General features: G+C 63.9%; 12 protein-coding genes and 1 pseudogene. 7 read left to right on the forward strand and 6 right to left on the reverse strand.

What is annotated here, in order from left to right:
* The 4 genes from MOV74_RS17870 to MOV74_RS17885 form a co-directional block, all read left to right on the forward strand.
* Window positions 1–1,241: bifunctional diguanylate cyclase/phosphodiesterase (locus MOV74_RS17870; RefSeq protein ID WP_246925045.1), on the forward strand; the 1,241-nt coding region annotated here is incomplete at its 5' end.
* Window positions 1,242–1,538: 297 nt separating this feature from the next.
* On the forward strand, window positions 1,539–2,837 hold the full coding sequence (locus tag MOV74_RS17875; protein WP_246925048.1) for an MFS transporter: 1,299 nt from the start codon (window positions 1,539–1,541) through the stop codon (window positions 2,835–2,837).
* A 159-nt stretch (window positions 2,838–2,996) separates the two neighbouring features.
* Complete coding sequence (locus MOV74_RS17880) at window positions 2,997–5,582, forward strand: EAL domain-containing protein (protein WP_246925051.1); 2,586 nt, start codon at window positions 2,997–2,999, stop codon at window positions 5,580–5,582.
* 81 nt (window positions 5,583–5,663) lie between these two features.
* On the forward strand, window positions 5,664–6,053 hold the full coding sequence (locus MOV74_RS17885) for a tautomerase family protein (RefSeq protein WP_246925054.1): 390 nt from the start codon (window positions 5,664–5,666) through the stop codon (window positions 6,051–6,053).
* A 317-nt stretch (window positions 6,054–6,370) separates the two neighbouring features.
* Here the strand turns inward: MOV74_RS17885 and MOV74_RS17890 are convergent, their stop codons facing one another.
* Both MOV74_RS17890 and MOV74_RS17900 read right to left on the reverse strand, forming a co-directional pair.
* Window positions 6,371–6,583, reverse strand: a complete 213-nt coding sequence (locus MOV74_RS17890) for a hypothetical protein (protein WP_246925056.1) — start codon at window positions 6,581–6,583, stop codon at window positions 6,371–6,373.
* A 401-nt stretch (window positions 6,584–6,984) separates the two neighbouring features.
* Window positions 6,985–7,194, reverse strand: coding sequence for a cold-shock protein (locus tag MOV74_RS17900; protein ID WP_246925063.1), 210 nt, complete (start codon window positions 7,192–7,194; stop codon window positions 6,985–6,987).
* A 433-nt stretch (window positions 7,195–7,627) separates the two neighbouring features.
* On the opposite strand from MOV74_RS17900, the gene rpsU reads away from it, so the two are divergent.
* Entirely contained in the window at window positions 7,628–7,903 is a 276-nt protein-coding gene (gene rpsU, locus MOV74_RS17905; protein WP_246925081.1) for a 30S ribosomal protein S21, read from the forward strand.
* Between the two features lie 89 nt (window positions 7,904–7,992).
* Here rpsU and MOV74_RS17910 read toward each other — a convergent pair whose 3' ends face one another.
* From MOV74_RS17910 to MOV74_RS17925, 4 genes and pseudogenes are all read right to left on the reverse strand, one after another.
* Window positions 7,993–8,271: a DUF1488 domain-containing protein gene (locus tag MOV74_RS17910; protein WP_246925066.1), complete on the reverse strand. Its 279-nt coding sequence runs from the start codon at window positions 8,269–8,271 to the stop codon at window positions 7,993–7,995.
* 122 nt (window positions 8,272–8,393) lie between these two features.
* Window positions 8,394–8,690: a hypothetical protein gene (locus tag MOV74_RS17915; protein ID WP_246925069.1), complete on the reverse strand. Its 297-nt coding sequence runs from the start codon at window positions 8,688–8,690 to the stop codon at window positions 8,394–8,396.
* Window positions 8,683–8,950, reverse strand: a pseudogene (locus tag MOV74_RS17920) (hypothetical protein). The gene MOV74_RS17915 and the pseudogene MOV74_RS17920 overlap by 8 nt, the downstream one beginning before the upstream one ends.
* 699 nt (window positions 8,951–9,649) lie before the next feature.
* Window positions 9,650–10,273 (reverse strand): TetR/AcrR family transcriptional regulator, encoded by a 624-nt coding sequence (locus tag MOV74_RS17925; protein ID WP_246925071.1) that lies wholly within the window; start codon window positions 10,271–10,273, stop codon window positions 9,650–9,652.
* Window positions 10,274–10,404: 131 nt separating this feature from the next.
* Between MOV74_RS17925 and MOV74_RS17930 the strand changes: the two genes are divergently transcribed.
* Entirely contained in the window at window positions 10,405–11,637 is a 1,233-nt protein-coding gene (locus MOV74_RS17930) for a cytochrome P450 (protein WP_246925075.1), read from the forward strand.
* Window positions 11,638–11,780: 143 nt separating this feature from the next.
* Window positions 11,781–11,969, forward strand: a 189-nt coding sequence (locus MOV74_RS17935; RefSeq protein ID WP_246925078.1) for an AsmA family protein, incomplete at its 3' end; no start/stop codon positions are given.

Consider the following 11,969-nt stretch of genomic DNA (forward strand, 5'->3'; position numbering starts at 1 on the left):
GGCTCGACGAGCTCAATGGCCGGCTGGAGGACGGCGGGCCGACCTTCTCGATCCTGATGCTCGACCTCGATCGCTTCAAGAACGTCAACGACTCCCTCGGTCACGGCGCCGGCGATACGCTGCTGCGCCAGGTGGCGCAGCGGCTGAAATCGGCCGTGCGCGCCAACGACGTGCTGGCACGGCTCGGCGGCGACGAATTCGCCATCATCCAGGAGCGGTGCCAGGACCAGCGCGCCTGCTCGACCGAGCTGGCGGCGCGGATCGCCAAGCTTTTGACCGAACCGTTCCTCCTGCCCGGTCACCGCGTCGAGATCGGCACCAGCATCGGCATCGCCGTCGCGCCGGATCACGGCCGCGACCAGGAGCAGCTCCTGAAGAAGGCGGACCTTGCGCTCTATCGTTCGAAATCGGCGGGCCGCAACTGCTTCACCATCTACGACGAGGCGATGTCGGCCGAGCTGGAGGCCCGCAACACGCTTGAGGGGGATCTGCGCGACGCCATCGCGCGCTGCCAGCTGGAGGTGCATTACCAGCCGTTCGTCGACGCCCTCAGCGGCGAGCGGCGCGGCTTCGAGGCGCTGGTGCGCTGGCGGCATCCGACACGCGGCCTGATTCCGCCGGACCAGTTCATTTCGCTTGCGGAGGAGACCGGGCTGATCGTGCCGCTCGGGGAGTTCGTGCTGCGGCGCGCCTGCGCGGACGCGGCCGGCTGGCCCTCCGGTCTCGCGGTCGCCGTCAACCTGTCGCCGATCCAGTTCAAGGAAGCCGAGCTGTTCGAAATGATCTGTGCGGCGCTCGCCGATTCCGGTCTGCCGCCCCAGCGGTTGGAGATCGAGATCACAGAATCCGTGCTGCTGGAGCGCGGCAGCGAGAACCACGCCTTCATGCAGCGGTTGAAGCAGCTCGGCATTGAACTCGCGCTCGACGATTTCGGTACCGGCTATTCCTCGCTCAGCTATTTGACGGCGTTCCCGTTCGACAAGATCAAGATCGACAAGTCGTTCATCCGCAACCTCACACATCAGCCGCGCAGCTCCGCCATCATCTCCGCGATCGTGACGCTGGCGCGGGGGCTGGACATGTCGGTCACCGCGGAGGGCGTCGAAACCCGCGAGGCGTTCGACCGGCTGAAGGCGCTCGGCGTCAATTTCGCGCAAGGTTATCTGTTCGGCCGCCCGCAGCCGATCGAGCGGATCCTGTTCGATGCGCCCGTCAAACCCTCACGGCGCGACGCCGCCTGAGCGCGCCCCCTTCGTGTTCGTTGAAAGAGATCGTCATGACCGGGCTTGTCCTGGCTTGTCCCGGGCATCCACGTTCTTTGTGACGGGTAGTATGGCGTGGATGGCCGGGACATAGGCGAACGCAAGCGACGCCGTCCTTTGGACGGCTACGCCCGGGCATGACGCTGCGGAAGCCTCGGCGCTCAGACCCTGACATCATATGCGGGCCTACCGCTCAAGTGGCATGCGCGAAAAGCGCTTGACCCGGACACCCTCAGATGGTCGGAAGGACCGTCTAGGGATGAAATAAGCACAAACATGCGGCTTCCGTTCTTCTACGGCTGGGTCGTGGTCGTCGTGACCTTCGTCACCATGGCCATCGGCGTCAACGCGCGTACCGCCTTTTCACTGTTCTTTCCTCCCATTATCTCCGAATTCGGCTGGGAGCGTGGCGTCACCGCCGGCGCCTTCTCCTTCGGCTTCGTGGTGTCGGGTGTGGTCAGTCCCCTGATCGGACGCCTGATGGATCGCGCCGGCCCGCGCGCTGTGATGGAGCTCGGTGTCGTGCTGATGGGCGGCGGGTTGCTGCTTGCCCCTCTCACCAGCACGCCCTGGCATCTCTATGTCACCATCGGCGTCATGGTCGGCGCCGGCTCGGTGTGTCTCGGCTATTCCGGCCAGTCGCTGTTCCTGCCGAACTGGTTCCTCCGCAAGCGCGGCTTCGCCATCGGCATCGCCTTTGCCGGCGTCGGCATCGGATCGGTGACGCTGCTGCCCTGGGTGCAGCACATGATCGAGCAGACCGGCTGGCGTACGGCCTGCACCGCGATGGGGCTGCTCGTCCTGATCGTGCTGGCGCCGATCAATTTGTTGCTGCACAAGCGTCCCGAGGATATCGGCCTGCAGCCGGACGGTGATGCCGCGCCGATTGAGGGAGCGGCAAAGCCCGTCTCCAACGTCGTCGATCCCGTCTGGGTCAATACCGAATGGACCCTGAAGCGCGCCGTCGCGACCGCACGATTCTGGTGGATCGCGCTCGGCTATTTCTGCGGTCTGTACATCTGGTACGCGGTGCAGGTGCACCAGACCAAATTCCTGCTCGACATCGGCTTCAGCTCCGGCGTCGCGGTGTGGGCGCTCGGCATCGTCAGCCTGCTCGGCATTCCCGGCCAGATCCTGCTCGGCCACGTCTCCGACCGGATCGGGCGGGAATGGGTGTGGGCGATCAGCTGCGCGGGCTTTGCGATCTGCTTTGCGGCGCTGATGGCACTGAAGTTCCAGCCGTCGCTGTGGCTGGTCTATGTGATGGTGTTCGCGCAAGGCGCGCTCGGCTACGGCCTCACCTCGATCATGGGCGCGGTGGTGTTCGAGATTTTCCAGGGCAGGCACCAGGGCAGCATTTTCGGAACGATCATGCTGGCGGCGCTGGCGGGCGGTGCCGCTGGTCCCTGGATGACCGGCTTCCTCTACGATCGCGCCGGCGACTATACGCTCGCCTTCGGCATCGCGATGGTCGTGAGCGGATTGTCGGCGCTCTCGATCTGGCAGGCTGCGCCGCGCAAGGTGCGGGCCGTGGCCGGCCGGCTGCACGAGCTCCAGGGCCGAACCGCGGAGTGAGTTCCCGACACACCGCATTACCTGCGCTTCTTTCGCCGAAGGTTAAGCATGTCGCGGCTTGGCAAGGGCGGACGGGGATTGCAAAAACGTCTTGGACACCATCGGAGCGTTAGCCTCGGGTCGACTGCCGTTTCTTCCCGATGCTCCTCGGTCCAAATGATGTCTACCTCCGATTGCCTTGTGACGGAAATGCCGGACGTGCTGTTGGCCGCGCTGGAACGCGTCGACGACGCCATTGTCATTGTCGACAGCGCGCGGCGCGTCACGCATTTCAACGCCGGTGCCGAGCGGATCTGGAAGCTTGCGCGCACCGACGTGCTCGGCCGCGGTGTCGACATTCTCGCCTTGAAGTGTCTTCAGGACGATTCGATCGCAGAGTGCCGCGACGAGATCAGCCTCACACGGCCCGACGGCAGCCGGATCCGGGCGGCCGTCTCGCTTTCGTCCTTCGCAAGCGGCGGCGTGACCCATCGCGTCGTGTTCGCGCGCGACGTTACCACCGAAGCGGAACGCCGCGCGCGGATCGCGCTGCTCGACGCCGTCTCGGATCAGACCAACCGCGCCGTGCTCATCACCGACACCGAGCTCGACATCCGCTACACCAATGCAGCGTTTACCTCGCTGTTCGGCTATTCCGCCGCGGAAGCTGAGGGGCGGGGGGCGACTGATCTGCTAGCCGGCCGTCACACCAACCGCAAAGCGCTGACGACGATCGGACGGCGTCTCGTCAAGGGCGGTCCGGGCGGTGAAGCCGAGGTCCTGATCTATACCAAGGACGGCGAGGAGATCTGGGTCAGCGCCCGGATCGATGCCTTCCGCGACAGGAAGGGCCGGGTCAAGCACATCTTCGCGCTGCTGGACGACATCACCGAGACCAAGCAGCTGCGCTCGCTCCAGCAGCTCATCATGAGCGCACTCGCCGACGAGGTGCCGATCGGCGAGATCGCCGACCGGCTCTGTGGCCGTGTCGAGGAGATCGCGCCCGACGTGGTCTGTTCGCTGCTTCACGTCGATGCCGCGGGCCTGATCCACCCGCTCGGCGGTCCCAGCCTGCCTGAGGACTATTCGCGCGCATTGGACGGTGTTGCGATTGGCCCCAATGTCGGCTCCTGCGGCACCGCCGCCTTCTATGGTGAGCCGGTGCTGGCAACCGATCTTGATACCGATCCCCGCTGGCAGCCTTACAAGGCCATGCCGCTGTCGATCGGCCTGCGGGCTTGCTGGTCGACCCCGGTCAAGGCCAAGGACGGCCGGGTCATCGCGACGTTCGCTTTCTACTACCGGGAGCCCCGTGCGCCGAGCAACTGGCACCGGCGCATCGTCGAGGCCTGCGTCAATCTCGGCGCCTTCGCGATCGAGCGCAAGGAAGCGCGCGCCGAGATCGCGCGGCTCGCCTATCACGACATCCTCACCGGCCTGCCGAACCGCGCGCAATTGCGGCACCTCATCACCACCGCGATCGATGCCTGCCCGACCGGCAGCCATGTGGCGCTGGCCTTCCTCGACGTCGATCATTTCAAGGACGTCAACGACACGTTGGGGCACGCTGCCGGCGACGAACTCCTGATCCAGCTCGCGCAACGCCTGCGCGAGCGGATTGGCCCTGAAGATATGCTGGGACGGCTCGGCGGCGACGAGTTTGTCATTCTGCTGCCGCAACGCAACGCCGAGAGCGCCAAGCGCGTCGCGGCAGGAATCACCGAAGCGCTGACCGCACCCTTGAAGCTCGGATCGAAGCTGATGCCGATGTCGGTCAGCATCGGCATCAGCCTGTATCCCGACCATGCCACCGACATCGACACGTTGATGCAGCAGGCCGACGCCGCCATGTACATGGCCAAGCAGGCCGGACGCTCGACCCATCGCATTTTCAGCGCGGAGATGAATGGGCTCACCGAGCAGCGGCTGGCGCTGATCGCAGCGCTGCGCCGCGCCATCGCGGAAGGCGCGCTGAGCCTGAGTTACCAGCCGCAGATCCGCAGCTGTGACGGCGCCATCCACGGTGTCGAGGCGCTGTCGCGCTGGCGTGATGCCGTGCTCGGCGACGTCTCGCCGGCAAAGTTCATCCCGCTTGCCGAGGAGTGCGGTCTGATCGAGCAGATCGGCCTGTGGTCGGTGCGCGAGGCCTGCCGCCAGATGGCGAGCTGGCGCCGCGCCGGACTCAACATTCCCTGCGTCTCGGTGAACCTGTCGCCGATCAATTTCCGTAACGTCACCCTGGCCGCACGGCTCAGGGACATCCTCGCCGAATGCGATCTGTCGGCGGACGCTTTGATGCTGGAGATCACCGAGGGCGTGTTCATGCAGGACAGCGTCGCGGCGCTGGAGACGATGAACGCGATCCGGGAGCTCGGCGTCGGCCTCTCCGTGGACGATTTCGGCACCGGCTATTCGAGCCTCAGCCGGCTCGCGCATCTGCCGATCCGCGAGTTGAAGATCGACCGCAGTTTCATGCGCGACATCGAGAAAGACGCGGGCGCGCTTGCGATCGCCACCGCCGTGGTGCGCGTCGGCCAGGGCCTCGGCATGACCGTCGTCGGCGAGGGCGTCGAGACCGAGGGCCAGCGCAAGACGCTGGCCGAACTCGGCTGCGACGTCGTGCAAGGCTTCCTCTACGCCCCCGCGCTTCCCCCCGTCGCCTTCGAGCGCTGGCTGATCGAGCACTGCGCCGAGCAGGCGAGGGCGATGCTGGGGCGGCTTGATGTTGCGGCGGCGGGGTGCGACGCCGTGAAGCGAACGGCTTAGGCCTTGGGGATGTGTTGCTCTGGAACCAGCGATCGGATATCTCCGCGCATCGAATGATGCGTATTGGGCTGAACAAGACAGATGCCGTTCAACCGACTTCACGTCCCGCAGGCATTGGCAACTGAGACATGCCAGGCCATCAATGCGTGCCTCCATGCAAGTCTCGTGGCCACCTGCGGCGTCAACCCGGACGACGACTTTTGCTTGATCTCGCGGTATCCCCCAGGGGAGATGATCTGTCATCCGACGTTCTTGGGACGACGCGATCCGAGCTCGACCATCATCATTGAAATCACGTTGCTTGCGGGCCGCTCCGACGTGCAAAAGGAAGCTTTGTACGAGGATGTTCGCAGTCGACTGGCCGAGATCGGCTTTGATCCGGCCAATTCAATCGTCTTCCTGACGGAGAACAAGCCGATTGACTGGTCCTTCAGCGAAGCTGGATCGGTCAAGTCGGTTCTCGGGCTGTAGTCGATAAACCAGCCGTTCCGCGATGGAGCGGGAGGCCGCTTTGGCGGGAACCAATTCCATCAAACGTCGCTCACCCTCACTCCGCCGCCAACCCCCATCACCAGAGGTCTGGATTTAACTAGCCGGCGGGCTACGGAGATCGAGGCGGCGCTGTCTCTCGCCGATGTTGCCAGCAGCTCGAGCCGTTCACCAGCAGCGACGGTCTGGCCATCGATGTTCGGGATGCGAGCGGCTCGGGGTCGAGAGCGATATTCGTCTGCGAAAGGGTTCAGTCGGTCAATTGAGATCGCCGAAAGATGCTCACGTCTTCGCTCCGGCTAGAGCATCGAAAGCACGACAATCCCATCTTCGAGCTCCCCTGAAGCAAGGCGCGCCCGCGCCATACGCTCGAACTCCGTTCGATGCTTCTGTAAATAGCTGAAGGCCTGTTTCTGCGTGTTGAATGTCGTGGCAAGCCGGCACATCTGCCGATCTGCACCGGACGCGAGAAAGAAGGTGATGGTTCCGTGGTCTGGTTTAATTCTCGGCACGATCTGCGCTCTCAGGCATGTGATCGGCCCCCCCCCAAATTTCGGCGGCGGTCTGAAGACGCTATCGCGCCGGCTTCCGTGAACGCTTCTTGAGCGTCGGCGCCGGCAAAGCGAGCCGAACAGCTTCGTCAGCCGCTTCCTTGGCCTCGCGCGCCGCTCGGAGCCGCGCCATATTCTTTCGAACCTCGACGGCCTGCCTTTCGGCATCGGCCAATGCCTGCGCTCCATCTTCAGCGGCGAGGCGCCGGCGATCGGACCGCGCGACGCTTTCGGGTGACGGCCCTGCCAGTTTCTTGGTGCTCATCGTTCCCCCGGCTCCGAAAACGACTAAACCCGCTCAATCCTGGGATTGAGCGGGCAGAGCGACCGTTTCAGTACATCCGTGAAACGGCGCCACGATATCAAGCCAGCGAGAGGTTCTCGGCGCTGACTTTGCCTCGCATCTTGTCGGTCTTGCTTTCGAAATTGACCTTCTGGCCCTCTGCGAGACCGGCAAGGCCGGCCCTTTCAACAGCGCTGATGTGAACGAACACATCGTTGCCGCCGTCGTCCGGTTGAATGAAACCGAAGCCCTTTTGGCCATTGAACCACTTCACAGTACCTGTCGTCATCTTCTTCTCCAAAGCGCGCAAGCGCGTCCCGCGTGACAATCACGCGGTTATCTTCAACTTCGTCGATGTCTCTGGAAAAGGAGCCCGCGGGCGCATTCAACAAGGCACAGCGGCAAATCGAACGAGATCAATATATATAAGTTCTACGATTTTGCAAGGAGCTGAGCCAGTTTCTCTTCTGCGAGGCAGTTCTTCTGCTCCGATCGAGGCGCTTTGTGCCCATCGACCTGCAAGCAGGACGTTAGCGATTGACAGCGCTGCACGACGGTGGTCACGTTGACGCCGCCAAGCTGCATCGCTGTGACAAGCGGATCAGTTCGCCCGAAGCCGCGACGTGTGTCGCCGCTACTCCTCAAACATCGCAATGAAGTTCCTGCGCAATTGGCTGCCTGCAGGACGTGTCGCATTCGCAGCCCCCAGCTCGGAGGATCAATTGCACGTACTCGTCAGAGACAACAATGTTGAGCAGGCACTCCGCGTCCTCAAGAAGAAGATGCAGCGCGAGGGCGTCTTCCGGGAAATGAAACAACGGCGTTCCTATGAAAAGCCGTCGGAGCGAAAGACCCGCGAGAAATCCGAAGCTGTTCGTCGCGCCCGCAAGCTTGCCAGGAAGCAGGCGATCAGAGAGGGATTGCTGCCCGCGCCGCCGAAAAAGAAGCCCTTTGAACGCAAAGCGCCCTTGCCGGAGATCAAAGCACGGACGGAGTAGAGAAAACGTTGGGACTGGCTGCGATCATGGGACCGCGACGATATCAGGTCCTTCTGCCATGCATCCGGCCGTCGCGGTGCTGCTGTCCCCTATGGCCTGAAATCGATGCCGCGTAGCACGATGCCCGGCGGCGTGCCTTCGAACTCCGTCGCGCGATATTTGCTCGCCGCGCGCGCTTCGATGCGATCCCGCAGGCGAGTGAACTGGGCTTCCCGCTGCTCGGGCCTGACTTGCGAGCCGCGCTCGAGATAATCCATCGCGGAGGTCGAGATCGCGCAAGCAACCTCCCTGGTTCCGTCATGCATCGAGAACCGGACGATCATCCGGTCGTATTCGTGGCTGATGAAGCGGCCGCTGGTCAATGTCATGGCTTGCTCCGTTACGTGATTGCCAGGCACGATCCCGCCCTCAAATCACCGCCGGCGACCGGCCGCCTGCTTTCCCGTCGCGCAGTGGCACGTGTTGAGAACGCAGGCGGCAGTCGTTCACCTCAGCTCTCCTCCGACAGCCGGGCAAAATCGTCGAACAGCGCTGACACGAGCGCGCGGTGCCGCGTGTCCTCGGCGGGCAGGGCCGCGGCATAGAGGTTGAGCAAATGACGCGCCTTCACCGCGGCCTCCGCCCAGGACGCGGCAGGCACCGTCATCATGCGATGCTCGAGATCGGCCTCGCGCTGGCGCAGTTCTCTGACCTGGGCTTCGACGTCGGCAAGCGCGCGGCGCAGGTCGGTCGCCTTTTGCGCCGCCATGCCGCGGTGCTTGTCGAGATCCACCGGCTGGTCAGTCATTGGCGATGCTCGCGTCTGCGGCTTGTGCATTCGCCAGATCCACTGAGCCAATCGACAGCATTTCCATGGTGCCGCCCGCACCTTCGGCGGGCACGGTGATCATCGTGGCAATGCGGCGATAGGCGGCGAAGGTCAGGCCTTCGATTCGTCTCCTCGTCGGTGACGACCTCGTAGGCGCCGGCCGGCAAGACGCGGTCGATGCCGCGGACACGGAACGGATGCCTGAAGGTGACGGTTTCTCGCCGCGAGCGGATGGTCATGCAGCCTGCCTTTCGCAAGTGAAGCCCCAACCGGTGCCAGCACTCCAAACCATGCGCCTTTGGCACGGCCATAGCCAGCACTATTGTCACCGCGTCGGCGAACAACGATGTCGCGGCGCAATAGTTGCCTGCGAGGGATTTAATTGCTCGATATTGGTTCGGCATGGGCCTAGCGTTGGTGCCATCCTGAATGGTTAAGCCGGCACGCGTGCCGTATTCCGGTCAGCGGGACCAACGAATACGGCATTTCTAATCTTGGCCGCGGCACCGCCACGATCGCACTGCGCCTCGCTCGAAAGCTGCTGCGCGAAGGCTGCATGGACGTCAGGGTCTGCACCCCGCGCGGACGAGTGCTCCAGCCGATGAATTCGACCAACTCGAACCTACAGAGGAGAGCGACATGGCGAAGGGCCAGCAACGCGGCAATCGCGAAGCCAAGAAGCCGAAAAAGACAAAGCCAAGGTGATTGCCGCGGCCCCGAGCCGCAAGGAAGCAGCCTGGCAGCCGGATTTCGGGCCTGCGAAGAAGAAGTAGCGCCGAGCCGACACCGGGCAGGCAATGCAGCGCTCCAAAGGCAGCGCCGATGCGTGAATCAATCGTCTCGCTTCGGGTGATCTGATGTCGGCGCGCGGTGTAGCCAACGCTTGACCGGACCGTTTGAACGTCTGCGTTCGAGCGTGGAGCAAGCTTGACGATGCATCAGGATTGTCCCCGGTCCGACGCCAATCCCGTCCTGCGCCGCAAATCCGTGATCGCGCGCAGGAAACTGTCGGCCGGCGTCGTCTCCGGATCGATCAGCCGGTGCAGGCGAAAGCCGTCTTCGAGCGCGAGCACGATTGAGGCCATCCATGGCGGGTTCAGCTTGTCGTTCTTGCCGTTGCTCTTCAAGGTCGCCTCGACGATGTCGGCCACCAGCTTGCGCCGCGCGCGCAGGCGCTTTGCAAGTTCGGGTCGGCGCTTCTCGGCGCGCGCGACGAACAGGATCATCTCCATGTGCAGGAGCGGCGAGCGGCCGAGCGGGTCCTGCCGGCTGCGGTCCATCGTCTTCAGCGCCGCGATGAAATCATCGAGATTGTCGTGCTCGGCGAGGATCTCGAGGTTGCGACGGATCGACTGCTCGACATGGTCCTCGAGCATGGCGATGATCAGCTCGTCCTTGCTCCTAAAGTTCGAATAGAACGCGCCGCGGGTGAAGCCTGCCGCCGCCGCGATCGCCTCGATGCTGGCGCCGCCGATGCCGTCCTCCTCGAACACGCGCGCGGCCGCCTCGAACAGCTTGTCGCGCGTGTCGTCCCTGGTCGGCCTGGTTCTCGCCCTTGACATCGGACGAGGTTAGGGCAGGATGCAACTCGATACAATAATGTATCGAGTTGATAAATTGAGGGATGGTTACGCCGGGCAGTGGGGCTGCGATCGGAGTATTCGTGTCATGCGGCAACCGATTTGAGGTCACCATGAACGAGCACGTGCAAGGCGCCGGCGGCGTACCGCTGTTCAACCCGCTCTCGCCGGACTTCATCCGCGATCCCTATCCTCAATATGAGCGGCTGCGCACGATCGATCCGGTCCATGTGACGCCGTTCGGCCAGTTCGTTGCCAGCCGCCATGCCGATGTTACCCTCGTGATGCGCGACAAGCGCTTCGGCAAGGATTTCGTCGAGCGCTCCAAGCGCCGCTATAGCGAAAAGATCATGGACGAGCCGGTGTTCCGCAGCATGAGCCACTGGATGCTGCAGGCCGATCCGCCCGACCACACCCGCCTGCGCGGCCTCGTGGTGAAGGCCTTCACCGCCCGCCGTGTCGAGGACATGCGGCCGCGCATCCAGGAGATCGTCGACCAGGCCATCGATGCGGTGATCGACCGCGGCCACATGGACCTGATCGAGGATTTCGCCTTCCGCCTGCCCGTCACCATCATCTGCGAGATGCTCGGCATCCCCGAGGATCATCGCGAGGTCTTCTACAAGAGCTCGCGCGACGGCGGGCGGCTGCTCGACCCCGTGCCCTTGTCTGCCGAGGAGATCAAGAAGGGCAACCAGGGCAACCTGATGGCGCAGATGTATTTCCAGCAGCTGTTCGAGCTGCGGCGCAAGAACCCCGGGGACGATCTCACCACCCAGCTCGTGCAGGCCGAGGAGGACGGCAACAAGCTCACCAACGAGGAGCTGACCGCCAACATCATCCTGCTGTTCGGCGCCGGCCACGAGACCACCGTCAACCTGATCGGCAACGGCCTTCTGGCGCTTCACCGCAATCCGGACCAGCTTGCGCTGCTCAAGGCGCGGCCGGAGCTGATGGAGGGCGCGATCGAGGAATTCCTGCGCTACGATTCCTCGGTGCAGATGACCGGACGCGTCGCGCTGGAGGATATCGACGATCTCGGCGGCAAGAGGATCCCCAAGGGCGAGACCGTGCTGTGCCTGCTCGGCTCGGCCAACCGCGATCCGGCGGTCTATCCTGATCGGCCGGACCGGCTTGACGTCACCCGCCAGAACGTGAAGCCGCTGTCGTTCGGCGGCGGCATCCATTTCTGCCTGGGCGCCCAATTGGCGCGCATCGAGGCCGAGATCGCCATTGCCACGCTGCTGCGGCGGTTGCCCGACCTGCGCATCGACGACCTCGAAAACCCGGAATGGCGGCCGACCTTCGTGCTGCGCGGCCTCAAGAGGCTGCCGGCGAGTTGGTAAAGGCGTCCCAGCGTTAACCTCCGCGCGCAACAGTCGCTGTGACTTCGCCACACTTCCCCCTATATAAGGGGCTGTTCCGGCACGCCTGAAGTCCACTAAGGCCAGGGTTTGGTCCGGTTGCCGGTTTGGCCGAGGGGAGACCCGTGCAGACGACGCTGCTCGGATTGGCGATTGCCTTCATCATTGCGCTGCTGGCCGCGCTGATCGGGCCTTACTACGTCGACTGGAACCAGTTCAGGCCCCAGTTCGAGGCGGAGGCTGGCAAGATCATCGGGGTGCCGGTGCGGGTCGCGGGCGAACTCGACGCGCGGCTGTTGCCGGCGCCGACGCTG

The sequence above is a fragment of the Bradyrhizobium sp. SHOUNA76 genome, assembly GCF_023006445.1.
In the GTDB taxonomy this organism is placed as follows: Bacteria; Pseudomonadota; Alphaproteobacteria; order Rhizobiales; family Xanthobacteraceae; genus Bradyrhizobium.

Coding starts and splice junctions, on each gene's coding strand:
- MOV74_RS17875 (WP_246925048.1), top strand. CDS start 1,539: ATGCGGCTTCCGTTCTTCTACGGCTGGGTCGTGGTCGTCGTGACCTTC.
- MOV74_RS17880 (WP_246925051.1), top strand. CDS start 2,997: ATGTCTACCTCCGATTGCCTTGTGACGGAAATGCCGGACGTGCTGTTG.
- MOV74_RS17885 (WP_246925054.1), top strand. CDS start 5,664: ATGCCGTTCAACCGACTTCACGTCCCGCAGGCATTGGCAACTGAGACA.
- MOV74_RS17900 (WP_246925063.1), bottom strand. CDS start 7,194: ATGACGACAGGTACTGTGAAGTGGTTCAATGGCCAAAAGGGCTTCGGT.
- MOV74_RS17910 (WP_246925066.1), bottom strand. CDS start 8,271: ATGACATTGACCAGCGGCCGCTTCATCAGCCACGAATACGACCGGATG.
- MOV74_RS17915 (WP_246925069.1), bottom strand. CDS start 8,690: ATGACTGACCAGCCGGTGGATCTCGACAAGCACCGCGGCATGGCGGCG.
- MOV74_RS17925 (WP_246925071.1), bottom strand. CDS start 10,273: ATGTCAAGGGCGAGAACCAGGCCGACCAGGGACGACACGCGCGACAAG.
- MOV74_RS17930 (WP_246925075.1), top strand. CDS start 10,405: ATGAACGAGCACGTGCAAGGCGCCGGCGGCGTACCGCTGTTCAACCCG.